The organism is Amycolatopsis sp. Poz14, from assembly GCF_006704225.1.
GTDB classification, from domain to species: Bacteria; Actinomycetota; Actinomycetes; order Mycobacteriales; family Pseudonocardiaceae; genus Amycolatopsis; species Amycolatopsis nivea.
In genome coordinates this window covers 4664300-4688343 of the sequence record NZ_JACLHD010000001.1, presented here as the reverse complement: position 1 = coordinate 4688343, position 24044 = coordinate 4664300, and the positions used below count along the sequence as shown (strand labels likewise).

At 69.8% G+C, this 24044-nt stretch carries 20 protein-coding genes; 13 read left to right on the top strand and 7 right to left on the bottom strand.

Annotated features, from left to right (window positions below; all coding sequences use genetic code 11):
• The first annotated feature begins 32 nt into the window (after positions 1-32).
• From FKO37_RS22325 to FKO37_RS22290, 8 genes are all read left to right on the top strand, one after another.
• Positions 33-1331: an amino acid deaminase gene (locus tag FKO37_RS22325; RefSeq protein WP_134729167.1), complete on the top strand. Its 1299-nt coding sequence runs from the start codon at positions 33-35 to the stop codon at positions 1329-1331.
• Complete coding sequence (locus tag FKO37_RS22320; protein WP_238605668.1) at positions 1331-2926, top strand: amidohydrolase family protein; 1596 nt, start codon at positions 1331-1333, stop codon at positions 2924-2926. The genes FKO37_RS22325 and FKO37_RS22320 overlap by 1 nt, the downstream gene beginning before the upstream one ends.
• Positions 2923-4314 (top strand): GntP family permease, encoded by a 1392-nt coding sequence (locus FKO37_RS22315; RefSeq protein WP_037818154.1) that lies wholly within the window; start codon positions 2923-2925, stop codon positions 4312-4314. The genes FKO37_RS22320 and FKO37_RS22315 overlap by 4 nt, the downstream gene beginning before the upstream one ends.
• Positions 4315-4345: 31 nt before the next feature.
• Positions 4346-5479, top strand: a complete 1134-nt coding sequence (locus FKO37_RS22310) for a lactonase family protein (RefSeq protein ID WP_238605667.1) — start codon at positions 4346-4348, stop codon at positions 5477-5479.
• A 74-nt stretch (positions 5480-5553) separates the two neighbouring features.
• Entirely contained in the window at positions 5554-6837 is a 1284-nt protein-coding gene (locus FKO37_RS22305; RefSeq protein ID WP_238605666.1) for an extracellular solute-binding protein, read from the top strand.
• A gap of 3 nt (positions 6838-6840) precedes the next feature.
• On the top strand, positions 6841-7761 hold the full coding sequence (locus tag FKO37_RS22300) for a carbohydrate ABC transporter permease (RefSeq protein ID WP_238605665.1): 921 nt from the start codon (positions 6841-6843) through the stop codon (positions 7759-7761).
• Entirely contained in the window at positions 7752-8606 is an 855-nt protein-coding gene (locus tag FKO37_RS22295; protein ID WP_238605664.1) for a carbohydrate ABC transporter permease, read from the top strand. The genes FKO37_RS22300 and FKO37_RS22295 overlap by 10 nt, the downstream gene beginning before the upstream one ends.
• A 2-nt stretch (positions 8607-8608) precedes the next feature.
• Positions 8609-9994: a beta-N-acetylhexosaminidase gene (locus FKO37_RS22290; RefSeq protein WP_238605663.1), complete on the top strand. Its 1386-nt coding sequence runs from the start codon at positions 8609-8611 to the stop codon at positions 9992-9994.
• 72 nt (positions 9995-10066) lie between these two features.
• Here FKO37_RS22290 and FKO37_RS22285 read toward each other — a convergent pair whose 3' ends face one another.
• The 3 genes from FKO37_RS22285 to FKO37_RS22275 form a co-directional block, all read right to left on the bottom strand.
• A complete protein-coding gene (locus FKO37_RS22285) occupies positions 10067-10834 on the bottom strand; it encodes an SDR family oxidoreductase (RefSeq protein ID WP_238605662.1) in 768 nt (255 codons plus the stop codon).
• Positions 10835-10931: 97 nt separating this feature from the next.
• Complete coding sequence (locus FKO37_RS22280) at positions 10932-11600, bottom strand: response regulator (protein ID WP_037818149.1); 669 nt, start codon at positions 11598-11600, stop codon at positions 10932-10934.
• On the bottom strand, positions 11597-13201 hold the full coding sequence (locus tag FKO37_RS22275; protein WP_037818236.1) for a sensor histidine kinase: 1605 nt from the start codon (positions 13199-13201) through the stop codon (positions 11597-11599). Before FKO37_RS22275 ends, FKO37_RS22280 begins: the two co-directional genes overlap by 4 nt.
• A 163-nt stretch (positions 13202-13364) precedes the next feature.
• Between FKO37_RS22275 and FKO37_RS22270 the strand changes: the two genes are divergently transcribed.
• The gene (locus tag FKO37_RS22270; RefSeq protein ID WP_037818148.1) at positions 13365-14711 is read left to right on the top strand and encodes a cation:dicarboxylate symporter family transporter; all 1347 of its coding nucleotides are present in this window, start codon (positions 13365-13367) and stop codon (positions 14709-14711) included.
• A 100-nt stretch (positions 14712-14811) separates the two neighbouring features.
• On the opposite strand, the gene FKO37_RS22265 is transcribed toward FKO37_RS22270, so the two are convergent.
• Entirely contained in the window at positions 14812-15213 is a 402-nt protein-coding gene (locus tag FKO37_RS22265; RefSeq protein WP_037818147.1) for a helix-turn-helix domain-containing protein, read from the bottom strand.
• A gap of 116 nt (positions 15214-15329) precedes the next feature.
• On the opposite strand from FKO37_RS22265, the gene FKO37_RS22260 reads away from it, so the two are divergent.
• The gene (locus FKO37_RS22260) at positions 15330-16766 is read left to right on the top strand and encodes an MFS transporter (RefSeq protein WP_238605661.1); all 1437 of its coding nucleotides are present in this window, start codon (positions 15330-15332) and stop codon (positions 16764-16766) included.
• A gap of 63 nt (positions 16767-16829) precedes the next feature.
• On the opposite strand, the gene FKO37_RS22255 is transcribed toward FKO37_RS22260, so the two are convergent.
• Complete coding sequence (locus tag FKO37_RS22255; RefSeq protein WP_238605660.1) at positions 16830-17303, bottom strand: SRPBCC family protein; 474 nt, start codon at positions 17301-17303, stop codon at positions 16830-16832.
• 114 nt (positions 17304-17417) lie between these two features.
• Here FKO37_RS22255 and FKO37_RS22250 point away from each other — a divergent pair, with 114 nt between their 5' ends.
• Positions 17418-18056, top strand: coding sequence for a fibronectin type III domain-containing protein (locus FKO37_RS22250; RefSeq protein ID WP_238605659.1), 639 nt, complete (start codon positions 17418-17420; stop codon positions 18054-18056).
• Positions 18057-18143: 87 nt separating this feature from the next.
• Here the strand turns inward: FKO37_RS22250 and uvrA are convergent, their stop codons facing one another.
• Positions 18144-21005, bottom strand: coding sequence for an excinuclease ABC subunit UvrA (gene uvrA, locus FKO37_RS22245; protein ID WP_238605658.1), 2862 nt, complete (start codon positions 21003-21005; stop codon positions 18144-18146).
• Between the two features lie 340 nt (positions 21006-21345).
• On the opposite strand from uvrA, the gene FKO37_RS22240 reads away from it, so the two are divergent.
• A complete protein-coding gene (locus FKO37_RS22240; protein WP_238605657.1) occupies positions 21346-22062 on the top strand; it encodes an RNase H family protein in 717 nt (238 codons plus the stop codon).
• A gap of 375 nt (positions 22063-22437) precedes the next feature.
• Here FKO37_RS22240 and FKO37_RS22235 read toward each other — a convergent pair whose 3' ends face one another.
• A complete protein-coding gene (locus tag FKO37_RS22235; protein ID WP_238605656.1) occupies positions 22438-23268 on the bottom strand; it encodes a YwqG family protein in 831 nt (276 codons plus the stop codon).
• 78 nt (positions 23269-23346) lie between these two features.
• Here FKO37_RS22235 and FKO37_RS22230 point away from each other — a divergent pair, with 78 nt between their 5' ends.
• Entirely contained in the window at positions 23347-24024 is a 678-nt protein-coding gene (locus tag FKO37_RS22230; RefSeq protein WP_238608316.1) for an MBL fold metallo-hydrolase, read from the top strand.
• Positions 24025-24044: the final 20 nt, after the last annotated feature.

The window sequence follows — 24044 nt, the reverse complement described above, 5'->3', positions numbered from 1 at the left end:
GTCCGTTGCAAGATACGCAACCGAGGTCCCAGATGAACAGCAACGCCGCTCTCACCGCCGCCGTCCGAGCCGGGCGCGGCGAACGGATCGACTGGCGCTTCCGCGCTCTCCCCCCGGCACTGTCCGGGCTCACTCTCGACGAAGCCGCGGCCCGCCGCGCGAAGCTCTTCGACGACGGCTTCTTCGGTCCGTTCGTGGTCCTCGACGCGGCCGCGATGGAGCACAACCTCGCCACCATGGCCCGCTGGTGCGCCGAACGCGGGATCGCGCTCGCGCCGCACGGCAAGACGACGATGGCTCCGGAGCTGTTCGCCCGGCAGCTGGAGCACGGTTCGTGGGGCATCACCGCGGCGAACGCCGGGCACGTGCGGATCTACCGCGCGTTCGGCGTGCCGCGGATCCTGCTGGCGAACCAGCTCGTGGACCCGTCCGCGCTGCGCTGGCTGGCCGGCGAGCTGGCGGCGGACCCGGATTTCGAGTTCGTCTGCTGGGTCGACTCGGTGCGCAGCGTCGAGCTCATGACCGAAGCGCTCGCGGGCGCCGAGCGGCCCGTCGACGTGCTGGTGGAGCTGGGCGGCGAAGGCGGCCGCACCGGTGTCCGCGACGCCGCGACCGCACTCGCCGTTGCCGAAGCGGCGGCGAAGAGCCCGGTATTGCGACTGCGCGGCACCGGCGGCTACGAAGGCGCGCTTTCGCACCACACCGACGACGCGGCCTTGGCGAAGATCAATTCCTATGTGGACAGTCTCCGCGACGCGACGATCGCCTTCGCGGAGAAGGGTTTGCTCGCCGACGGTCCGGTGTACGTCACCGCAGGCGGCAGCGCGTACTTCGACCGCGTCGTGGACGAGCTGACCAAGCCGTGGCCGGACGGGCTCGAAGTGGTCCCGATCCTGCGCAGCGGCGCGTACCTGACGCACGACGACGGCTTCTACCGCGAAATCTCGCCGCTCGGCGAGCACCCGCGCATCGCTGGCGTCGACAGCTTCCGTCCGGCATTGCACGCGTGGGCGCAGGTCACGTCGAAGCCGACGCCGGAGCTGGCGCTGCTCACCGCGGGCAAGCGCGACCTGCCGTACGACGAAGGCATGCCCGAGCCGCAGCTGCTGCGCAAGGACGGCGTGGTCACCGAGCTGACCGGGCACACCGTGCCGAAGCTCAACGACCAGCACGCGTTCCTCGAACTGCCCGCAGGGTCGCCGGTCGAGGTCGGCGACTGGATCCGGCTCGGGCTGTCGCATCCCTGCACGACGTTCGACAAGTGGTCGCTGCTGCCGGTCGTGGACAGCGACGGCGAGACAGTGGTCGATTTCGTGCGGACGTGGTTCTGATGGACCTCGTGATCCGCGGCGCTCGGGTCGCCGACGGAACCGGGGCCCCGCTGGAGATCCGCGACGTCGGGATCGACGGCGACCGCATCGCCGACGTCGCCGCGCCGGGGGACCTGACCGCGCCGCGCGTGCTCGACGCGACCGGGCTGGTCCTCTCCCCCGGGTTCATCGACATGCACTCGCATTCCGACCTGCAAGTGCTCGCCAACCCGGACCATCTCGCGAAGATCAGCCAGGGCGTCACCACCGAGGTGCTGGGTCAGGACGGTCTCTCCTACGCGCCGGTCAACGACGAAGTGCTCGCGAGCCTGCGCCAGCAGCTGGCCGGATGGAACGACGACCCGGCGGGCTTCGACTGGAACTGGCGCTCGGTCGGCGAGTACCTCGACCGGCTCGACCAGGGCATCGCGACGAACGCCGCGTACCTGGTCCCGCAGGGCACGGTGCGGATGCTGGTGGTGGGCTGGGAGGACCGGCCCGCCACGGACGCCGAGCTGGCCCGGATGCAGGAGCTCGTCGCGACCGGGCTGGCCGAAGGCGCGTTCGGCCTGTCGTCCGGGCTGACCTACACGCCCGGGATGTACGCGACCACCGAGGAACTGGTCGAGCTGTGCCGTGTGGTCGGCGAGCGCGGCGGTTACTACAGCCCGCACCACCGCAGCTACGGCGCGGGCGCGCTGGAGGCGTTCGCGGAGATGGTCGACGTCTCCCGCCGCTCCGGCTGCCCGCTGCACCTCGCGCACGCGACGATGAACTTCTCCGTCAACAAGGGCAAAGCACCGGATCTGTTGCGGCTGCTGGACAACGCCCTCGACGACGGCTGCGACATCACCCTCGACACGTACCCGTACCTGCCCGGCGCGACCTACCTGTCCGCGCTGTTGCCGAGTTGGTCCACCGAAGGCGGATTGGAACCCACGCTCGCCCGGCTGTCCGATCCGGACACTCGCGAACGCATCCGCGCGGAGATCGAGGAATCCGGTTCGGACGGTGCGCACGGCGTGCCGATCGACTGGGACGCCATCGAAATCAACGGCGTGCGCCGCGAGGAAAACGCCGCGTTGGTGGGGCACAGCGTCCTCGCTTCCGCCCGCAAGAACGGGAAAACCCCGGCGGAGCTGTACTTCGACACGCTGATCGACGAAAAGCTCGGCACGTCCTGCCTCATGCACGTGGGACACGAGGAAAACGTGCAGGCCATCATGCGGCACCGCACGCACACCGGCGGCTCGGACGGCCTGCTGGTCGGCGCGCGGCCGCATCCCCGGGCGTGGGGCACCTTCCCGCGCTACCTCGCCCGCTACGTCCGCGAGCTGGGCGTTCTCGAACTGGCCGACTGCGTCGCGCACCTCACCGGGCGCGCGGCACGGCGGCTGGGGCTGTCCGACCGGGGCCTCGTCCGCCCCGGGCACGCGGCCGATCTGGTGCTGTTCGACCCGGACACGGTCGCCGACACCGCGACGTTCGACAATCCGCGGCAGCCCGCCGCGGGTCTCTCCGCTGTCTTCGTCAACGGCGTCGCCGCGCTCGAAGACGGGTCCCCCACCGGCGCGCTCGCCGGGCATTCCCTTCGCCATCCCGGGAGTCGACGATGATCCACTGGCTGCAGACCAGCACCGCCGGTCTGCTCACGCTGGCCGCGGTGTCCATCGCGGTGCTGCTTTTCCTCATCATCAAGGTGAAGCTCGAACCGTTCATCGCCTTGATCGTGGTGGGCCTGCTCACCGCGCTGGCCGCGGGCGTGCCGGTCGGCACCCTGGTCGGCACCGCGCAGAAGACGTCCGATTCGCTGCTGGAGAAGGGTTTCGGCAGCATTCTCGGGCACATCGCGGCGATCATCGGGCTGGGCACGCTGCTCGGCTCGATCCTGGAGAAATCCGGCGGCGCGCGCGTGCTCACCGCGGCGCTGCTGCGCACGTTCGGCGAGAAACGCGCTCCGCTCGCGATGGGTCTTTCCGGCCTCATCTTCGGCATCCCGGTGTTCTTCGACATCGGCATTTTCGTGCTCGCGCCGCTGGTCTACGCCGCGGCGAAGCAGGGCGGCCGGTCGATCGTGCTGTACGCGATGCCGTTGCTGGCCGGGCTTTCCATCACGCACGCCTTCATTCCGCCGCACCCGGGCCCGGTCGCCGCGGCCGGGCTGCTGCACGTGGATCTCGGCTGGCTGATCCTCATGGGCGCGGTCTGCGGCATCCCGGCCTGGTTCATCGGCGGCATCCTGTACTCGACGTGGATCGGCAAGCGCGTGAACGTGCCGCTGGCCGAGGACTTCGCGAAGCTCGCGGGCGAAGACGGCGAGCAGGACGGCCCCGCGCCGTCGCTCAAGCTGGTCGGCGGGATCATCGCGGTGCCGCTGGTGCTGATCCTGGTGGGCACGTTCGGCAGCATCCTGCTGCCCAAGGGGTCCACCGGCGCGGGCATCGCGGCGTTCCTCGGCACGCCGGCCATCGCGCTGACCATCGCGACCATCCTCGCGTCGTGGCTGCTCGGCCGCCGCCGCGGGATGAGCGGCACGGACCTCGCCCAGCTTTCCGCGAACGCGCTGCGCCCGGTCGCGATGATTCTCCTCGTGGTGGGCGCGGGTTCGTTCTTCGGAGCGGTGCTGTCCGCCACCGGCATCGGCAAAGCGGTGGCCGGTTCCCTCGGCGACGCCGGGCTTCCGGTCCTTTTGGCCGCGTACATCATCAGCTGCGGCATGCGCATTGCCCAGGGTTCGGCGACGGTCGCGATCGTGACCACGAGCGGCATCGTCGCGCCGACGGTGATGGAACTGCATTATTCGCAAGCACAATTGGCGCTCGTCGTGGTCGCGATCTCGGCCGGGTCGATCATCGCCTCGCACGTGAACGACGGCGGATTCTGGATCGTGTCCCGCTATTTCGGGCTGACCGTGACCCAGACCCTGAAAACCTGGACGGCTTTGGAAACAGTCCTTTCCTTGAGCGGTTTCGGTGTGGCAGCATTGGCGATGGCATTGGTCTGAACCACATCGGCACATGTTCCGGGGGTATTCGATGACCGAGATTTCCCGCCGCACGTTCGTCGGAGCAGTCGGCGCGGCCGGAGCCGCCGCCGTGGTGGGCGCACAGCTCGCCACGGCAGCGCCCCGGCCGCGCGCGGCTACGACGGTGTACGTCGGCAGCTACACCAACTCCGCGCCGGCCGGCCACGGACTGGACGTCACCCAGCGAGCGGCGGGAAGCCCCGCGCTCACGCCGGTGCGCACAGTCCCGAAGCTGACCGACGTTTCCTGGTTCGACCGGACTCGCGACGGCCGGATCCTGTACGTCACCAACGAAAACGAAGGCGCGGAGACCGGCACGGTGTCCGCGTTGGACATCTCCGACCCGACCCGGCCGAAGCTGCTCGGGTCGACGTCCTCGAAGGGCGGCTCGCCCACGCACCTTTCGGTGCACCCGAGCCAGAAGTACGTGCTGGCCGCGAATTACGACTCCGGCAGCGTCGTGGTGCTGCCGATCAAGTCCGGCGGCAAGCTCGGCGCGGCCACCGATCTGCAGCAGCACCAGGGCAAAGAGCCGCACGCGCACCAGGTCGTCACCGATCCGTCCGGCAAGTGGGTGCTGGCGGTCGACCTCGGCACCGACTCGGTGTACGTCTACTCGTTCGACACCGGCAAGGGAAAGCTGAAGCTGCACAAGCAGATCACCCTTCCGGCCGGTGCGGGACCGCGGCATCTCGCGTTCCACCCGAACGGCAAATTCGCTTACGTCGCCCAGGAACTGCGGCCGGAGATCACCGTCGCCAGCTGGGACTCCGCCACCGGCACGTTCAAGCCGATCGCCGTGGTGCCCGCGGTTCCGCAGGGCAGCACCGGCGAACTGTTCCCCGGCGAAATCACCGTGTCGCGCGACGGGAAGTTCGTCTACGCCACCGTGCGCGGCCCCAACACCATCGCCACCTTCACCGTCGCCGACGGCGGGGCCGGGCTCACCCTGGTCTCCTCGGCGGCGTCCGGCGGCAACTGGCCGCGGCATCTCGCGCTGGACCCGGACGAGAAGTGGTTCTACGTCTCCAACCAGCGCTCCGGCACCGTCACCTGGCTGCCGCGCGACCCGGCCACCGGCCTGCCCGGCAAGTCCGCGGGCTCGCTCGCCGTGCCGAACGTCAACTCTGTCTTCTTCGTCTGAGAAAAACCGGGGCTGTCACGCCGCACAGCCCCGTCTTTCCCGGTCTCTGGCCGGTCCCGCGACAGGAGTCACCGATGAAGCTGCGTTCTGTCCTGCCCGCTGTCGCCACGCTGGCGTTGCTCGCCGCGTGCGCGCCCACCCAATCCGGCCCGGCCGCCGCCGGCGGAAACCAAACCGACGGCACGCTCAGAGTCTGGCTGTTCGACGAAGCGAACCGCGCGCCGAAGGAAGCCGCGGTCAAGGAAGCGATCACCGAATTCGAGGCCAGCCACGCCGGCGTGAAGGTGGACGTGCAGTGGGTTCCGGTCGAGGGCCGCGCGGACAAGTTCTCCGGCGCGTTCAACGACCCGTCCAACGCCCCGGACGTCGCCGAATTCGGCAACACCGATGTCTCCAGCTACGCGCAGACCGGCGCGTTGTCCGACCTCACCAAGGACATCGCGAACTGGTCGGACGGCAAGGACCTGCTTTCGTCCGTGGTCGACACCGCCAAAGCGAACGGCAAGATCTACGGCATCCCCTGGTACACCGGCATCCGCGCGTTGTACTACCGCACCGACGTCTTCGCCGAACTCGGCCTCAAGCCGCCGGCGACGCTGGCGGAGCTGACCGAAGACGCGCGCAAGATCCGCGAGAAGAAGCCGGACCTGTACGGCATCGCGACCGGCGGCAAGTACACCTACGCGATGCTGCCGTTCATCTGGGCCAACGGCGGCGACCTGGCCAAACAGGACAACGGCAAGTGGACGTCCGCTGTGGACTCCCCGCAGGCCAAGGCAGGCGTCGCCGCGTACGCGAACCTGATCAAGGACGACATCTGCCCGCCCGCCGCCTGCGCCAACCTCACCGGCACGCAGAGCGTCACCGCGTTCGCCGGCGGCAAGGCGGGCATGGTGATCGGCGGCGACTTCAACCGCAAGGCCGTCGAAAAGGGCGCGGTGAAGGGCAAGTACGCGATCATGCCGCTGCCCGGCACCACCCCGGGTTCGGTCGCGCCCGCGTTCGCCGGCGGCAACCTGCTCGGCGTGTTCGGCGCCAGCCAGCGCCACGGTCTCGCGGTGCAGTTCGCCGAACTGCTGGCCGGCGTCAAGTACCAGGAGAAGATGTACGCGGCGATGGGCAACCTGCCCACCCTCGCGTCGGTGCAGAAGAAGCTCGCCGCCAGCGACCCGACGTTGAAGGCGTTCGTGGACACCCTCAGCGCGGGCACCAAGTTCGTGCCGAGCACCCCGGCGTGGTCCAAGATCGACAGCCAGAACGTCCTGCCCACCGCCGTGCAGCAGATCGCGACCGGCGGCAAGGACGCGAACGCCGCGCTGGCCGACGCCGCCGCGGCGATGAACAAGAACTTCGGCTGACCCGTGGCCGCAGTCCGTTCCGCGACCGTCCGCCGCGACGGCCGCGCGGCTCTTCTCTACCTGCTGCCGGCGGGCATCCTGCTCGCCGCGCTGCTGGTGTACCCGATTTACCAGCTGGTCGTGATCTCGCTCTACGACTACGGCCAGCCGCAGGCGGCGGGTGCGGCCCCGCTGGTGTTCCTCGGCCTCGACAACTACGCCAGCCTGCTGGCCGACGTCCAGTTCTGGACGGTGCTGGCCAAGACGGTCGGGTTCGCCGCGGCCTGCGTGATCGGCAGCCTGGTCGTCGGCACGGCGCTGGCCGTGCTGGCGAGCCGGGTCCGCGCGCTGCCGCGCATGCTGCTGTTCCTGGCGGCGCTCGGCGCGTGGGCGACCCCGGCGATCGCCGGCTCGTACGTCTGGCTGTTCCTCTTCGACACCGATTTCGGCCTGGTCAACGAGGTGCTCTCGGGCGTCGGGTTCAGCGGGATGGAGCACCATTCCTGGACGTTCGGCACCTTCGGCACGTTCGGGCTGGTCGCCGCCGAGGTGATCTGGTGCTCGTTCCCGTTCGTGATGGTGACCATGTACGCCGGGATCAGCGGGGTGCCGAAGGAGACGCTGGAGGCCGCCGCGCTCGACGGCGCGTCGGTCTGGCGCACGACGCGGTCGGTGGTCCTGCCCGCGGTGCGGCCGCTGCTGACCATCGCGACCGTGCAGTCGATCATCTGGGACTTCAAGGTGTTCACCCAGATCTACGTGATGACCAACGGAGGCGGCATCGCGGGCCGGAACCTGATCCTCAACGTCTACGCCTACCAGCAGGCGTTCGCCGGGCAGGAGTACGGGCTCGGCTCGGCGATCGGGGTCGTGATGACCTTGCTGCTGCTGTCGATCACCGGGCTGTACGTCCGGTCCCAGCGCCGGAGTGCCGCATGGCTCTGAAAGTGCGCCGCCCCGCGCGGCTCGTCGCCGAAATCGTGACCGTGGCGATCGCCGGGATCGTCGCGTTCCCGCTGTACTGGATGGTGCTCTCGGCGTTCAAGCCGGCGGGCGAAATCCAGTCGGCGCATCCGAAACCGTGGACCTTCTCGCCGTCGCTGGACAGCTTCCAGCGCGTGCTCACGGTGTCCGGGTTCGGCCGGTATTTCCTCAACAGTCTCGTGGTCGCGGTCGTCGTGGTGCTGCTGTCCCTGGTGTTCTCGTTCCTTTCCGCGGTGGCGCTCACCCGGTTCCGGTTCCGCGGCCGCGCGGTGCTGCTGGTGATGCTGCTGGTGGCGCAGATGGTGCCGGTGGAGGCGCTGACCATCCCGCTGTTCTTCCTGATGCGCTCGGTCGGCGGCACGGTGCCCGCGTTCGGGCTCAACGAACTGGGCTCGCTCGTGCTGGTGCACCTGGCGTTCAGCCTGCCGTTCGCGATCTGGATGCTGCGCGGGTTCGTCGCCGCGGTGCCCGCCGAACTGGAGGAAGCGGCCACTTTGGACGGTGCGTCGCGGATGCGGTTCACCTGGCAGATCCTGTTCCCGCTCGTCGCTCCCGGGCTCGTCGCGGTGAGCGTGCTCGCGTTCATCCACGCGTGGAACGACTTCCTGTTCGCCAAGACGTTCATCATCTCCAAGACCGAAAACCAGACTCTGCCGCAGGCGATCCTGGTGTTCTTCAAACCGGAGGACACCGACTGGGGCGCCGTGATGGCCTCGTCCACCCTGATGACGATTCCCGTGCTGGTGTTCTTCGTGCTGGTGCAACGGAAACTCATCGGCGGGACGGCCGGGGCCGTGAAGGGATGACCATGTCCGGTTTCGACACCCTCCTCCCTCGCCCGGTGTCCGCGGAAGCGGCGTCCGGCACCTGCCCGTGGCCCGCTCCGGTGGAGGTGCGCACCGCGGATCTGCCCGCCGAGGGCTACCAGCTGCACATCACGTCGGAAGGCGTGACGCTCGAAGCGGCCGACTCCGCAGGCGAGTTCTACGGTCGGCAAACCCTTCGCCAGCTGGCCGGTCCGGACGCGTTCCGTACTGTGTCGATCCACAATGGACCGGTCGAGCTGCCGTGCGGGACGATCACCGACCATCCGCGTTTCGCCTGGCGCGGCTGTCTTTACGACGTGTCCCGGCACTTCCGGACGAAGGCCGAGGTGCTGCGGTTCGTCGATCTGCTCGCCGCGCACAAGATGAACGTGCTGAACCTGCACCTCACCGACGATCAGGGATGGCGGATCGAAACGCCGGAATTCCCCCGGCTCACGTCGGTCGGCGGCTGGCGGAAATCCTCGATGGTCGGCCGGCACGACGGTCCGGAACGCGACGGCCGCCCGCACGGCGGCTACTACACTGTGGACGATCTGCGCGAGATCGTCGCGTACGCCGCCGCGCGGGCGATCACCGTGGTGCCCGAAGTGGACATTCCCGGGCACGCCCGAGCCGCCATCACCGCGTACCCGGAACTCGGCCCGGCCAGCGACACCTCTTGGGAGGTCTGGACTTCCTGGGGCATCAGCACCTCGCTGCTGGATCCATCGGAGTCCACTTTGGACTTTTTCCGGACGGTCTTCGACCACGTGCTGGACATCTTCCCGTCGCCGGTGATCGCGCTCGGCGGGGACGAGGTGCCCGGCGTCACCGAGGCGCACCACCGGTTCGTCCGGGCGATCGCCGACCACCTCGTCGTGCGCGGCCGCACGCCGATGGGCTGGGACGAGGTCCTCGACGGCGGCGACCTGCCTGCGATGGTGATCGGAGTCTGGCAGGACCGCGAACGCGCCTCGCTGGCGGTGAAGAGCGGCCACGAGGTGGTGCTCTGCCCCGAGGACGGCGTGTACCTCGACCACCGGCAAAGCGCCCACCCGGACGAACCGATCCCGGTCGGGTACCTCCAGGATCTCGAACACTTCTACGGTTTCGAGCCCGAAGCCGGACCGCACGTGCGCGGCGTCCAGGCGCAGTTGTGGTCCGAACACCTGGACACCGTGCGGCGCACGGACTACGCGGCGTTCCCTCGCTTGTCGGCGTTCGCCGAGGTCGCGTGGAGCAGCGGACCGCGCGACTACGCGGAATTCCTGCCACGGCTGCGCGACCACCACCTGCCGCGACTGGACGCGCTCGGCGTGGAGTACCGGCCGCTCGACGGCCCGCACCCGTGGCAGACCCGGCCGGACGCGCCGGGACGGCCCCGCTGATCGCTGCGGTTTTCCCTCCCCGCGAAGCGGCGGCTCGGCTTCGGCAAGTCCAAAGCCGAGCCGTATAGGCCGTTATACGCCAGCCGGGCCGAGGAACGTGCCGCCGGTCGCGTCGATGACCTGCCCGGTGACCCAGCGCGAGTCCGCCGAGGCCAGGAACGCCACGACGTCCGCGATGTCCGTCGCGTCGGCGACCCGCCGGAGCGCGGACGCGTCCGCCATCCCCGCCCGCATCCGCTCGTCGGCGAACATGTGCGCGGTGCGGTCGGTCGGCGTCGGACCGGGGGCGACGCCGTTCACCGTGATCCCCCGCTGGCCGAGTTCCTGCGCCAGACTGCGGGTGAACACATCGAGCGCGCCCTTCGTCATGCTGTACGCCAGCTCGAACGGCAGCGCGATGCGCGTGTCCGCGGACGAGATGTTGACGATCCGGCCGCCGTCCCGCAGCACCGGCAACAGCTTCTGCACCAAGAAAAACGGTGCTTTCACGTTCACCGCGAACACCCGGTCGAACTCGTCGGACGTCGCCGTGGTGATCGAACCGGCGCCGGTCGCCGCGTTGTTGACCAGGATGTCGAGCGCGACCTCGCCAGTGCGTTCGCGCAGCTCCGCCGAGAGCCGGTCGAGCAGCGTCGCCGCATCCCCGTCCACGCCCAGCGTCGCCTGCACCGCGAACGCCTGCCCGCCGTTGGCTTCAATCGCCGCGACAGTTTCCTTGGCCGCCGCTTCGTCACTGCCGTAGTGCACGGCGACCAGCGCGCCGTCGTGCGCCAGCCGCGCCGCGATGGCCCGGCCGATGCCCTTGCCCCCGCCGGTGACCAGTGCGGTCTTCTGCGTCATTTCTTGCTCCCCTTGAGTGGTGTGAACTTCGATGTCCACACTTTCGGGGAGTCCGCTTACCGCGGGCGCACGAAGCGCTGACGGGTCCGGTCAGCGGTCAGCCAGGCTTGAGCCGGTACCAGACCTCCGGCCTTCCGACCTGCCCGTATCGCGGTTCGCGCTGGGCCAATCCGTTGTCCGCCAAGTACTCCAGGTACCGCCGCGCGGTGACCCGTGATGCCCCGATCGCGCTGGCCGCACCGCCAGCGGACAGCCCTTCGCCTGCTCCGGCGAGCGCGTCGGTGATCGCGTCCAGCGTCTCCGCACTCATGCCTTTAGGCAGCGGCGCGGCCTCGGTGGTGCGCAGCGTGCCGAGCGCGCGGTCGATCTCCGCCTGCCCGGTGACCTCGCCGGACGCCTCGCGGAACGACGCGTAGCGCTCCAGTTTGTCCCGCAACGAGGCGAAGGTGAACGGCTTGAGCAGGTATTGCACCACCCCGACCGAGACCGCCGCCTTGACCAGCGCGAGGTCGCGCGCGGAGGTCACCGCGATGACGTCGATCGGCAGCCCGGCCGCGCGCAGCGAACGGCAGACGGCGAGGCCGTGCGTGTCGGGCAGGTAGAAGTCCAGCAGGACCAGGTCGACGGGTTCGCGCTCGCAGAAGCGCAGCGCCTCGCCGCCGGAATGCACCACGCCGGCGACTGCGAATCCCGGCAACCGCTCGACGTACAGCCGGTGCGCCTCGGCCGCCACCGGCTCGTCCTCCACCACCAGCACGCGGATCACGACGACACCTCCTGCCTCGGCAACCGTACGGTGAACACCGCGCCGCCGTCGCGTCCGACGTCGATCGTGCCGCCGTAGCGCCGGACCGCCTGCACGACCAGCGCCAACCCGAGACCGTGCTCGTCCCCCGCCTTGGTCGACCAGCCCCGGCGGAACATCTCCCCCACCGCTTCCTCCGGCACGCCCGGGCCGTTGTCCGCGACGCGCAGCAGCAGACCGTCCTCTTCGGACCGCGCGGTGACCACCACCGCCGGCCGCGCGCCGGATTCCCGCACCACCGCGTCGATTCCGTTGTCGATCAGGTTGCCGAGAATCGTCACCAGATCCCGTCCGGCGACGCCGGGGCCGAGGTCGTCGATCATCGTGTCCGGCGTGATGGTGAACTCCACGCCGCGTTCGCTCGCCTCCGCGGCCTTGCCGAGCAGCAGCGCGGCCAGCACCGGTTCGGCGACCGCGGTCATCACGCGGTCGGTGAGCTCCTGCGCCAGCGCGAGTTCGGCGGTCGCGAACTCCACGGCGTCCTCGGGACGGCCGAGCTCCACCAGCGACACGACCGTGTGCAGCCGGTTCGCCGCTTCGTGCGCCTGCGACCGCAGAGCTTCGGCCAGGCTGCGCGCGGTGGTCAGCTCGCCGGTGAGGGTCTGGAGTTCGGTGTGGTCGCGCAGGATCACGACAGTGCCCTGCGCGCGTCCGCCGGAGCTGACGAGCGTCGTGCTCACGACCAGCACCCGCGAATCCGTCAGGTGCAGTTCTTCGGTGCGGTTTTCCGGCGCGGTGAACGCGGCCGTCAGCTCGGGCGACAAGCCCAGGTCTGCGAGCGGCTGCCCGACCGGGTCGCCGGTCAGCCCGAGCAGGGTGCGGGCGCCGTCGTTGCACAGCCCGACCCGGCCGTCGCGGTCCACCAGCAGCACACCCTCGCGAACCGAATGCAGCACCGCCTCGTGATACTCGAACAGATTGCTCAGCTCCGCGGGCGCGATGCCGCGCGTCTGCCGCTTGAGCCGCGCGCTCACCAGCCAGCCCCCGCAGGCGCCCACCAGCAATACCGCCGCCGCGACGCCGAGCAGCGGCCAGACGCGTTCCTGCACCTCGGCCGAGATCGCCGCGATCGTGATGCCCACCGCGACGAGCGCGACCACTCGATGGTGCGCGTCGAACACCGGCACCACCACGCGCACCGACGGGCCGAGCGAACCGGTGTAGGTCTCGGACACGACACCGCCCTGCTGGGCCGCCTCGATGTGCCCGAGGAACCGCTGCCCGATCAACGCCGGATTCGGGTGCGTGTAACGGATTCCTTGCGGCGACATGATCGTCACGAAGTCCACGCGCGTGTCCACGAGCACCCGCTGCGCATACGGCTGCAGCGTCGCCGTCGGGTCCGCGGTGGCGGCCGCCCGAGCGACGTCCGGCGCATCGGCGATCGAACGGGCCACCGCGAGCGACTGCTCCCCGGCCCGGTCGGTCGTCGTGCGCCGGGCGTCGAGATAGGCGATAGTGATGCCGCCGGAGACGAGCACGAGCAGGATCGCCAGCTGCAGCACCAGCAGCTGACGGGCCAGGCTCCACCGGCTCGTCCGGATCCGAGGTGTCGGGGGCACCCGCTCATACCAGCACACGCACGGGTCCGGCAGCACTCCGGCGCCGCTGCCGGGAAGTCCACACCGGACAGACCCGCCGCGAACTCAATGAACACAACGGTGACGCCGGTCATATCCGCCCCGCATAGTGACCCGCGTTCCCCCCACCGAGCTGGAGGCAACGGTGCCGACACCGACCCCCGAAGCGAGCGCGCCCAAGCGCGACCGCACGCGTTACCTGTACCTCGCCGTGATCGCCGCCGTCGTGCTCGGCGTAGCGGTCGGGCTGCTCTGGCCGTCCGTCGGCAAGAGCCTCGCCCCGCTGGGCACCGGCTTCGTCAACCTGATCAAGATGATGATCTCGCCGATCATCTTCTGCACCATCGTGCTGGGCATCGGCTCGGTCGCGAAGGCGGCGAAGGTCGGCAAGGTCGGCGTCACCGCGCTGGTCTACTTCATCGTGATGTCGACGTTCGCGCTCGCGATCGGGCTCGTCGTCGGCAACCTGCTGCACCCGGGCAGCGGCCTGCACCTCAACCCGGCCGACGTGTCGAAGGTGCACCAGCAGGCGAAGGGCGGCGAGGGCACCACCGACTTCCTGCTCGGCATCATCCCGAAGACCTTCGTGTCCGCGTTCACCGAGGGCCAGGTGCTGCAGACGCTGCTCGTGGCGCTGCTCGCCGGGTTCGCGCTGCAGAAGCTCGGCAAGCGCGGCGAGCCGATCCTGCGCGGCATCGAGCACATCCAGCGGCTCGTGTTCCGCGTCCTCGCGATGATCATGTGGGCCGCCCCGGTGGGCGCGTTCGGCGCGATCGCCGCGGTGGTCGGCGCGACCGGCTGGGGCGCGCTGCGCAGCCTGCTGGTGATCATGCTCGGCTTCTACCTGACATGCCTGGTGTTCGTGTTCGGCGTCCTCGGCGCGGTGCTGTGGCTCGGCGCGCGGGTCAACATCTTCAGCCTGCTGCGCTATCTCGGCCGCGAATTCCTGCTGATCCTCTCGACGTCCTCTTCGGAATCCGCGCTGCCGCGGCTGATCGCGAAGATGGAGCACCTCGGCGTCAGCAAGCCGGTCGTCGGCATCACGGTGCCCACCGGGTACTCGTTCAACCTCGACGGCACCGCGATCTACCTGACGATGGCGACGCTGTTCATCGCCACCGCGCAGGACCAGCCGCTCGCGCTCGGCGAGCAGATCACGTTGCTGCTGTTCATGATCATCGCGTCGAAGGGCGCGGCGGGTGTGAGCGGCGCCGGCATCGCGACCCTGGCCAGCGGCCTGCAGTCGCACCGCCCGGAACTCGTCGACGGCGTCGGCTTCATCCTCGGCATCGACCGGTTCATGTCCGAGGCGCGGGCCCTGACGAACTTCGCGGGCAACGCGGTCGCGACCGTCCTCATCGGATCGTGGATGAAGGAATTCGACCGCGACCGCTCGCGCCAGGTCTTCGCCGGACAGGCCCCGTTCGACGAAGCGACCCTGCTCGACGACAAACCGGCCGAGCCCGCGCAGCCCGTCCCGGCGAACGCCTGAGACCCAGTCCGCGCCCGGGTCCCTTCCCCCCGGGCGCGGACTGTTACGGCGCCGCGACCGTGCACGTCCCCCGTGCGCACGGCCGCGGCGCCTTTCCAATTCAGCAAGCAGTGCGGCCGTCGTACCCCTGCCGCGAAACCGCGATCGCCTCGCGGTGCCGTTCCGCCCAGTCGACCAGCCCGGCCAGCGAGTCGTACAGCTCGCGCGCCATCTCGGTCGCCTCGTATTCGACGCGCGGCGGGACTGTCGGGTAGACCGTGCGGGCCAGCAGGCCGTCGCGTTCCAGGTTCCGCAGGGTGAGCGTGAGCATGCGGCGGCTGATCCCCTGCACCGAGCGTTCGAGTTCGGTGAACCGCACCGGACCGCGCGTCGCCTCCAGCAGGATGCCGATCACCCATTTCCCGCTGATCCGGTTCACGACCTCCATCACCGTGCACACCGCGAATTTCGCCGGGTCGAAGTCCGTGGCCTCGTCGGTCACAGCGATGTTCCCCTGGGACATGAAAGTGCCTCCTTCCGCAGTGCTCCATGGTCACACATGATGGGCACTGTAACAAGAGATGCCCTGGCTACGACCAGCAGAAATTCTCCCCTGTGCCGGTTATGGAGGACCTTGTCATGCCCGAAACCGCTCGGCATCGCGGCGCGGCGCTCGCCGTGCTGTCCGCCGCCTCGCTGATGGTGGTGCTCGACAGCTCGATCGTCGCGGTGGCCCTGCCGGTGATCCAGACCGACCTGGGCTTCAGCGCGCCCGGGCTGGCCTGGGTGGTCAACGCCTACCTCGTCGCGTTCGGCGGCCTGCTCCTCCTGTCCGGCCGCCTCGGCGACCTGGTCGGCCGGCGGCGGGTGTTCCTCGCCGGCATCGTCGTCTTCACCGCCGCTTCGCTGGCGGCTGGCCTCTCACCCAACGCGACCACGCTGGTGGTCGCGCGATTTGTCCAGGGCGTCGGCGGCGCGCTGGCGTCCGCGGTTGTGCTGGGAATGATCGTGACGCTCTATCCCGAGCCGCGCGCCCGCGTCCGCGCGCTCGGCGTTTACAGCTTCACCCAAGCCGCGGGCGCGTCGATCGGCATGGTCGCGGGCGGCGCGCTCACGCAGGGCCTCGACTGGCACTGGACCTTCTACATCAACCTGCCCATCGGCATCGCCGCCCTCGTCCTGACTCCGCTGGTCGTCGCCTCCGATCGGGGTCTCGGCCTGCGCACCGGCATCGACGTCCTGGGCGCGCTGCTGGTCACCGCCGGGGTCATGCTGCTGGTGCTGGGCATCGTGCAGGCAGGCGACGCGGGGTGGACGTTCCTGACCATCCTGACTCTCGCGGCCGCGGTCGCCCTGCTCCTGCTGTTCCTGCTGCGCCAGGCCCGGACGCGGACTCCGTTGCTGCCCTTGCGGTTGCTCCGGGTGCGCGCGATCAGCGGGGCCAACCTGACCATGGTCGTGATGGTCGCCGGATTCCTGGGATTCCAGTTCGTCACCGCGCTGTACCTGCAGCAGGTCCTCGGTTTCGACGCGCTCACCACGGGTTTCGCCTTCGTCCCGACGCCGGTCATGATCGCCGCGTTCTCGCTCGGCCTGGCCGACTGGCTGAACAGCCGCTTCTCCCCGCGCGCGGTCCTGGTCGCCGGCCTGCTGACGACGTCGGTCGCGTTCCTTTACCTGACCCAGGTCCAGACCGCTGGCGGCTACGCCTCGCACGTGCTGCCGTCGCTGATCCTGATGGGCGCCGGGGCGGGAATGGCGATCCCGGCGCTGATGGGCTTGGCGATGTCCGCCGCGACCCCCGACGACTCCGGCGTGACGTCGGGGTTGATCACCACGACCCAGCAGGTCGGTGGCGCGCTGGGAACCGCCGTGCTGGCCACCGCCGCCGCGACCCGCACGGCCGAGGTGCTGAGCGGAGGCGCTTCGGAGAAGGAAGCGCTGGCGTCGGGATTCCGGGTGGCTTTCGGCTTCAGCGCCGGGTTGACCGCTCTCGCCGCGATCCTCGCCGCGGTGCTCCTGGGCCGCCGAGCGGTCGAGGCTCCGGCCGCCGCTCCCGAACCGGTCGCATCCTGACCTGGCGCGTCGTGCGTGGCGATGCCGGTTCTAACCGGCATCGCCGCGCACGAGACCGCGGCACTAGGTCGCGCGCCCTGTCGCCGCGAGGTAACCGGTCAGCCCGTGGTGCCCGCGCCGCATCATCCACGCGTGATTGGCGCGGAAGAACGGCCGGGCGATGACGTCGAGCCTGCGCAGCAACGGTTTCCGCACCTGAACGTGCTGCGTGATCTCCAGCCGCGAGCCCGCCCCGTCGGCGTGGATCGCCCCGGCGAGCAGCCCGTCGAGGTCCCCGCTCAACCGGACGCGCACCCGCAGCCCCGCCGCGTCCTGCTGCTCCCGGTGCATCGCGACGACGATCCGGTACGGCAGCCGGGACCGGCAGACGACCTGGGCGGTGTCGTCGTCGACCTGGCGCACCGACTGGACGTCCGGCCACCACCGCGGATACGACTCGAGGTCGACGATCGCGTCGAACACCCGCCCGGGGAGAGTCGGCAGCCACCAGTCGCTCCGGAACGTGTACTCGGCGTCCCTCTTCTTTTCGAGGACCACAGCCCGCCCCTCTCTCCCGATCAGCGGAACGCGTGCTTGTCGATCTTGACCGCCGTTTCCTAGGCTGGCCATTCGTTGGGTACGCCGCCGCCTGAACCATCGAGGAGGCTTGCCGTGCCGACCGCCGCTCGAACCGCCCTGGCCGCCCTGGCCGCGCTGCTGACCGCGACGCTAGTCGGCTGCGGCACCGCTTCGCCGCCGCCAGCGGCCCCCGCCTTCACCGCGACTCTCACCTCGCCCACGAACGTCGTGCTGCACTGGCCTGCCGACCCGGCCGCGGCGGGCTACCTCCTCGAATACGCCAACGCCGCCGACGGACCGTGGACCGCGCTGCAGTACCTCCCGCACGGCCAGACCTCGTATACCCATCCGAACCTGATCCCGGAAACGCCGTTCTACTACCGAATCCGGTCCTTCGCCGGTCCGGTGTCGGCGACCGTCACGGCGGGCGACGCTGCCCCGCCCGGCGCCGCCGCCCAGCAGTCCGCCCCGGCCGATCTCACCGCGACCCCGGCCGCGGACCAGAACCTGCACTTCACCTGGACCGACCGCTCGACCGACGAAGCCGGTTTCCTCCTGGAGATCCGCCGCCCGGGCACGCCGGACTTCGTCCCGGTCGAAGTGACCGATCCCAACACCACCCAATGCGCGCTGTCGCTCCTGCCCGGCGAACAAGGCTCGGCCTTCCGCCTCCGCGCTCTGTCCTACGGCCCGCTCTCCCCCGTCGTCGAACGCACGACCGGAAAGGACTGACCCGTCCATCAGTCAGATAGCGAAGAGCCGTCCGGTCCTGGGACCGGACGGCTCTTCGCGGCTCGGCTCAGAGCGGCTGGATGCGGATCAGGCCGGGTTCAGCACCTGCGCGAGGAACTCGCCGGTGTAGCTCCCCTCGGTGGCCGCGACCTGCTCGGGTGTTCCCTCGGCGATCACCATGCCGCCGCCGGAGCCGCCCTCCGGGCCCATGTCCACGATCCAGTCGGACGTCTTGATCACGTCGAGGTTGTGCTCGATCACGATCACCGTGTTGCCCTTGTCCACCAGCCCGTTGATCACGCCGATCAGCTTGCTGATGTCCTCGAAGTGCAGGCCGGTGGTCGGCTCGTCGAGGATGTAGACGGTCTTGCCGGTGGAGCGCTTCTGCAGTTCGCTCGCCAGCTTGACGCGCTGCGCCTCGCCGCCGGACAGGGTCGGCGCGGGCTGGCCCAGGCGGACGTAGCCGAGACCGACGTCGACCAGGGTCTGCAGGTGCCGGTGGATCGCCTTGATCGGCTCGAAGAACTCGGCCGCCTCCTCGATCGGCATGTCCAGCACGTCGGACACCGTCTTGCCCTTGTAGTGCACCTCGAGCGTTTCCCGGTTGTACCGGGCGCCCTTGCACACCTCGCACGGGACGTAGACGTCCGGCAGGAAGTTCATCTCGATCTTGATCGTGCCGTCGCCCGCGCACGCCTCGCAGCGGCCGCCCTTGACGTTGAACGAGAACCGGCCCTGCTGGTACCCGCGGACCTTCGCCTCGGTGGTGGCCGCGAACAGCTTGCGCACGTGGTCCCACACGCCGGTGTAGGTGGCCGCGTTGGAACGCGGCGTGCGGCCGATCGGCGACTGGTCGACGCGCACCAGCTTGTCGACGTTGGCGAGCCCGTTGACCCGGGTGTGCCTGCCGGGGACCTGGCGCGCGCCGTTGAGCTTGTTCGCCAGCACCTGCGCGAGGATGTCGTTGACCAGCGTCGACTTGCCCGACCCGGACACGCCGGTGATCGACACGAGGCAGCCGAGCGGGAACGACACGTCGATGCCGCGCAGGTTGTGCTCGCGCGCGCCCACCACGGTGAGCTGCCGCTTCTTGTCGACCGGCCGCCGGATCGCCGGGATCTCGATCTGCCGCCGCCCGGACAGGTACGCGCCGGTGATCGATTCCTTGTTCTTCAGGATCTTCTTGTACGGGCCGCTGTGCACGATGTGCCCGCCGTGCTCGCCCGCGCCCGGGCCGATGTCGACCACCCAGTCGCTGGCCCGGATGGTGTCCTCGTCGTGTTCGACCACGATCAGCGTGTTGCCGAGGTTGCGCAGCCGGGTCAGCGTCTCGATGAGCCGGTGGTTGTCGCGCTGGTGCAGGCCGATGGACGGCTCGTCCAGCACGTACAGCACGCCCACCAGCCCGGAGCCGATCTGCGTGGCCAGCCGGATGCGCTGCGCCTCGCCGCCGGACAGCGTGCCGGACGCGCGGTCGAGCGACAGGTAGGTGAGGCCGACGTCGAGCAGGAAGCGCAGCCGCGCCTGGATTTCCTTGAGCACCGCGCCCGCGATCATCGCCTCGCGCGGGCCGAGCACCAGTTCGTCGAGGAACTCCGACGCCTCCGCGATGGACAGCGCGCAGACCTCGGCGATCGACCGGTCGCCCTGCGTCGCGTGCTCCAGCGTGACCGCGAGGATCTCCGGCTTGAGCCGCGTGCCCTGACACGCCGGGCACGGCACCTCGCGCATGTAGCCCTCGTACCGCTCGCGCATGTACTCCGAGTCGGTCTGCTCGAGGCGCCGCTCCAGGAACGGGATGACGCCCTCGAAGGCCGCGTAGTACGAGCGCTGCCTGCCGTACCGGTTGCGGTAGCGGACGTGCACCTGCTCGTCGACGCCGTGCAGCACCGCCTTCTGCACCCGGGCGGGCAGCCGCCGCCACGGCGTGTCCATGCGGAACCCGACCGCTTCCGACAGCGATTCCAGCAGCCGCAGGAAGTAGTCGGCGCTCTGCCCGCCCGCCCACGGCGCGATGGCGCCTTCGGCGAGCGACAGTTCGTCGTCCGGCACCACCAGTTCCGGGTCGACCTCCTTGCGGATGCCGATGCCGGTGCACTCGGGGCACGCGCCGTAGGGCGAGTTGAACGAGAACGACCGGGGTTCGAGGTCCTCGATCGCCAGCGGGTGGCCGTTGGGGCAGGCCAGGTTCTCGGAGAAGCCGCGCACGCGGTGCGGGTCGTTCTCGTCGAGGTCGACGAATTCCAGCTCGACCAGGCCGTCGGCCAGCCGCAGCGCCGTTTCCACCGAGTCGGTGAGCCGCTGCCGCGCGCTGGTCTTGACCGCGAGCCGGTCGATCACCACGCCGATCTGGTGCTTTTCCTGCTTCTTCAGCTTCGGCGGGTCGGTGAGCGGGTGCACCGTGCCGTCGACCACCACGCGCGCGTAGCCCTGCTGCTGCAGATTCTGGAACAGGTCGAGGTACTCGCCCTTGCGCCCGCGCACGACCGGCGCGAGCACCTGGAACCGGGTGCCCTCGGTCATTTCCAGCACCTGGTCGACGATCTGCTGCGGCGTCTGCTTGCTGATCGCCTCGCCGCACTTGGGGCAGTGCGCCTTGCCGGCGCGGGCGTAGAGCAGCCGCAGGTAGTCGTAGACCTCGGTGATGGTGCCGACGGTCGACCGCGGGTTGCGCGAGGTCGACTTCTGGTCGATCGACACCGCGGGCGAGAGGCCCTCGATGAAGTCGACGTCCGGCTTGTCCATCTGGCCGAGGAACTGCCGCGCGTACGCCGACAGCGACTCCACGTACCGCCGCTGCCCCTCGGCGAAGATCGTGTCGAAGGCCAGGCTCGACTTGCCCGACCCGGACAGGCCGGTGAACACGATCATGCTGTCGCGGGGCAGATCGAGATCCACGCCGCGGAGGTTGTGCTCGCGCGCTCCGCGAACAACGAGGCGATCAGCCACGCCTTCGTCCCTTCCATCGTTCTGCTCGGTGGCCCGCCGGGAGATCCGGTGCCGACGGACGTGCCCAGGGTAGGGACGACCACCGACAAAAACCGGACCGCACGTGTTCTGCCTGGGGTTTTCCGCTCTCCGGGGGCCGGGGGAAGCGGCCCGCGGCGGGGTCGCCGGACGCTGTCGGAGGCCCCGCGCGGCAGAGCGGATGCGCGGGCTGGCCCGGTTCCACGATACAGGTCGGCGAAGTGCGTCCGGCCCGGGTGCACGGGCCCCGGGAACCGGCGCGGGGCAGCGCCTTCGGGCGGGTTTCGCGAAAAGTGTCGCCCCCTGCCGATACGTTCGGGGCGTGGCGAGCGAAGAAGCCGGAGCAGTGCGGATCTACGCGGCGGGGAAAGGCGGCGACACCCCGGGACCGGGCGGCTGGTCCGCTCTGCTGGCCTACGGCGACCATCGGAAAACCCTCACCGGCGGGGCGGCGGACACGACCGCGGGCCGGATGGCGCTGACGGCTGCCGTGGAAGCACTCGAAAGCCTGAAAAGGCCGGTCCGCGTGCACCTGTACAGCGACAGCGAGTATCTCCGCACCGCGCTGGACGGTCATGATTCGGATGACCTCCTCCCCCGCCTCCGCACCTGCGCTGCCCAGCACGAGATCACCTGGCGGGATGCCGAGGACCCGGCCGCCCGCACCCAGCTAGCCGAACTGGCCGACCTCGCGACGGCGGCCCGCCCCACCGGACGCCCGCCCGCACTGCCGGAGGACGACGAGTGCCGGCACGGCATGACGAAGGCCTACTGCGCCGACTGCCGCCAGCTCGACGCGGGAGTGCTGCCGACCGGCTACCACACGGCGGGCGGCCACGCCTACCACAACGACGCCGACTGCTACTGGCTGCGCAGGGGCCAGCAGCGGCAGGAGCGGATGGGCCGCGACACCCACGAGATCGTGCGGATCGCCTGGGCTTCGGTGATCCCTGGGGAACTCGCCCCGTGCGAGCACTGCTGCACGACGGAATGGCTGGAACTCAATCGGCGCAGGTCAGGGCTTAGCCGGTTTGCATGACGCCCGGACCCGGTCGAACCGGCCTTCGGCGAGGTCGTCCGCAACGCCCCGGCCCCGACGATCCCGAACCACGCCACACCGCTGCACAACGGCCGACACAGCACCTACGCAGACGACCACTCTGCACGACGCCGGACCCGGTCACACCGGCCTTCGGCGACGTCCGCAACGCCTCAGCCCCAGCGATCCCGCACCACTCCAGCCCCGCAATCGCCGACACCACACCAACGCAGATGAGGGCTCACCCGCCCTGCACAACGCACCGCACCCGGTCGAACCAGCCAGCGACGACACCGTGCGCAACGCCTCAGCTCCAGCGATCCCGCACCACGTCAGCCACGCAATCGCCGACGCGACACCAACGCAGGTAAGGGCTCACCCACTCTGCATAACGCACCGCACCCGGTCGAAACGGCCCTCGGCGAGGTCGTCCTCGCGGATCAGCCAATACAGAACGCCGACGTCACCCCACGTGAGGCCAGCGTCGCCGTCGCTGTCGATCTGCGCGAGAAGGACCCACCGCAGCGCCTCGTCGGCGAGAGCGGACTCCGACGCGTCCTCCGGCAAGACCGCCGCGGCGACCTCGTCCTCCGGCGGGCCCTGAACCGGCCAGGAACAGCCGCCGATCTGGTGGTACGGCGCGGCTGAGGACTCGCGGAGCAGGTCGAAGAACTCCTCCGACCAGTTGTCCGGGTCGGAGAGCGGCAGTCCGTCGCGGGCGAGCGTGCGGCGCAGCACCTCCTGCTGGGAGTTCGGGAAGGTGCCGACGATTTCCCCGGACACCTCGAGCCGCGGATAAACCTCGACCCCCTCCGGCGCGGCCCGTTCCGCGGTCTCGGCACCGGCCGGGACGACCACGACCCCGCCGAGAGAAGTCAGATCGACCGGCCCCTCGGCCTCGAACCAGTCGTCGCAGTAGAAGAACAGCAACGAACCCGACGCGGGCAACTCGATCCCGCCAGGCACCCGAGGCAGCGCAGCGCAGTCCACGGAGGCGACGAAGTTCATCGGCAGCTCGCCCCGCCAGACGGGCCACTCCACGTCCGCGGGCAGCGCGGGGTTCCCGCCGAGACACCCGACGCGCGCCCCGTTCCCGCCGGTGCTCAGCCGCACCGCGGGCCGGAAGACGGTTTCCCAGGCCTCGGCCACGTCCGGCGGAAGGTTCTCGCGCGCCAGCTTGGCGAGCGGGTCGATCCAAGAGGTCATAGGGAGATCTTGACAGCAGGCACCGACAAAAACGGCCGCGTGGCCACCGCACGGGTGATCCGGCTACGGTGGGACCTCGTGAACATCGCCGACACGTACACCGGACACGTCGAACCGGGCGGCGACGCCGCGCGCCGGACGCTGGACGGGCTCACCATCACCAAGCTCTCCGTTGGCCCGATGGACAACAACGCGTACCTGCTCGTGTGCCGCGAGGAGAACGAAGCGCTGCTGATCGACGCGGCCAACGATCCGGAACGCATCTCGGACCTGATCGGCCACGGCCCCGACCGCCCCGCGCTGCGCACCGTCGTCACGACCCACCAGCACCCCGACCACTGGCAGGCGCTGGGCGCGGTAGCCGGAGCGAACGGCGCGAACACCGCGGCGCACCCGCTGGACGCGGAACCGCTGCCGGTCCCCCCGGACTTCCTGGTCGAACACGGAGACACCCTGAAGGTCGGCACGGTGACGCTGGAGGTGATCCACCTGCGCGGCCACACGCCGGGTTCGATCGCACTGCTGTACCGGGATCCGTCCGGCCACGCGCACTTGTTCACCGGGGATTCGCTGTTCCCGGGCGGGGTCGGGAAGACCGGCTCGCCGGAGGACTTCAAGTCGCTGCTGGACGACGTGGAGACGCGGATCTTCGGCGAACTGCCGGACGACACGTGGTTCTATCCGGGGCACGGGGACGATTCGACGTTGGGTGAGCAGCGTCCGCATCTGGCCGAGTGGCGCGAACGCGGCTGGTGAGCTGAGGATCGCTCAGCTCG

What these genes read in the sequence shown, in the direction of transcription:
- FKO37_RS22325 (WP_134729167.1), top strand. Translation starts at nt 33, where the DNA reads ATGAACAGCAACGCCGCTCTCACCGCCGCCGTCCGAGCCGGGCGCGGC.
- FKO37_RS22320 (WP_238605668.1), top strand. Translation starts at nt 1,331, where the DNA reads ATGGACCTCGTGATCCGCGGCGCTCGGGTCGCCGACGGAACCGGGGCC.
- FKO37_RS22315 (WP_037818154.1), top strand. Translation starts at nt 2,923, where the DNA reads ATGATCCACTGGCTGCAGACCAGCACCGCCGGTCTGCTCACGCTGGCC.
- FKO37_RS22310 (WP_238605667.1), top strand. Translation starts at nt 4,346, where the DNA reads ATGACCGAGATTTCCCGCCGCACGTTCGTCGGAGCAGTCGGCGCGGCC.
- FKO37_RS22305 (WP_238605666.1), top strand. Translation starts at nt 5,554, where the DNA reads ATGAAGCTGCGTTCTGTCCTGCCCGCTGTCGCCACGCTGGCGTTGCTC.
- FKO37_RS22295 (WP_238605664.1), top strand. Translation starts at nt 7,752, where the DNA reads ATGGCTCTGAAAGTGCGCCGCCCCGCGCGGCTCGTCGCCGAAATCGTG.
- FKO37_RS22290 (WP_238605663.1), top strand. Translation starts at nt 8,609, where the DNA reads ATGTCCGGTTTCGACACCCTCCTCCCTCGCCCGGTGTCCGCGGAAGCG.
- FKO37_RS22285 (WP_238605662.1), bottom strand. Translation starts at nt 10,834, where the DNA reads ATGACGCAGAAGACCGCACTGGTCACCGGCGGGGGCAAGGGCATCGGC.
- FKO37_RS22265 (WP_037818147.1), bottom strand. Translation starts at nt 15,213, where the DNA reads ATGTCCCAGGGGAACATCGCTGTGACCGACGAGGCCACGGACTTCGAC.
- FKO37_RS22260 (WP_238605661.1), top strand. Translation starts at nt 15,330, where the DNA reads ATGCCCGAAACCGCTCGGCATCGCGGCGCGGCGCTCGCCGTGCTGTCC.
- FKO37_RS22235 (WP_238605656.1), bottom strand. Translation starts at nt 23,268, where the DNA reads ATGACCTCTTGGATCGACCCGCTCGCCAAGCTGGCGCGCGAGAACCTT.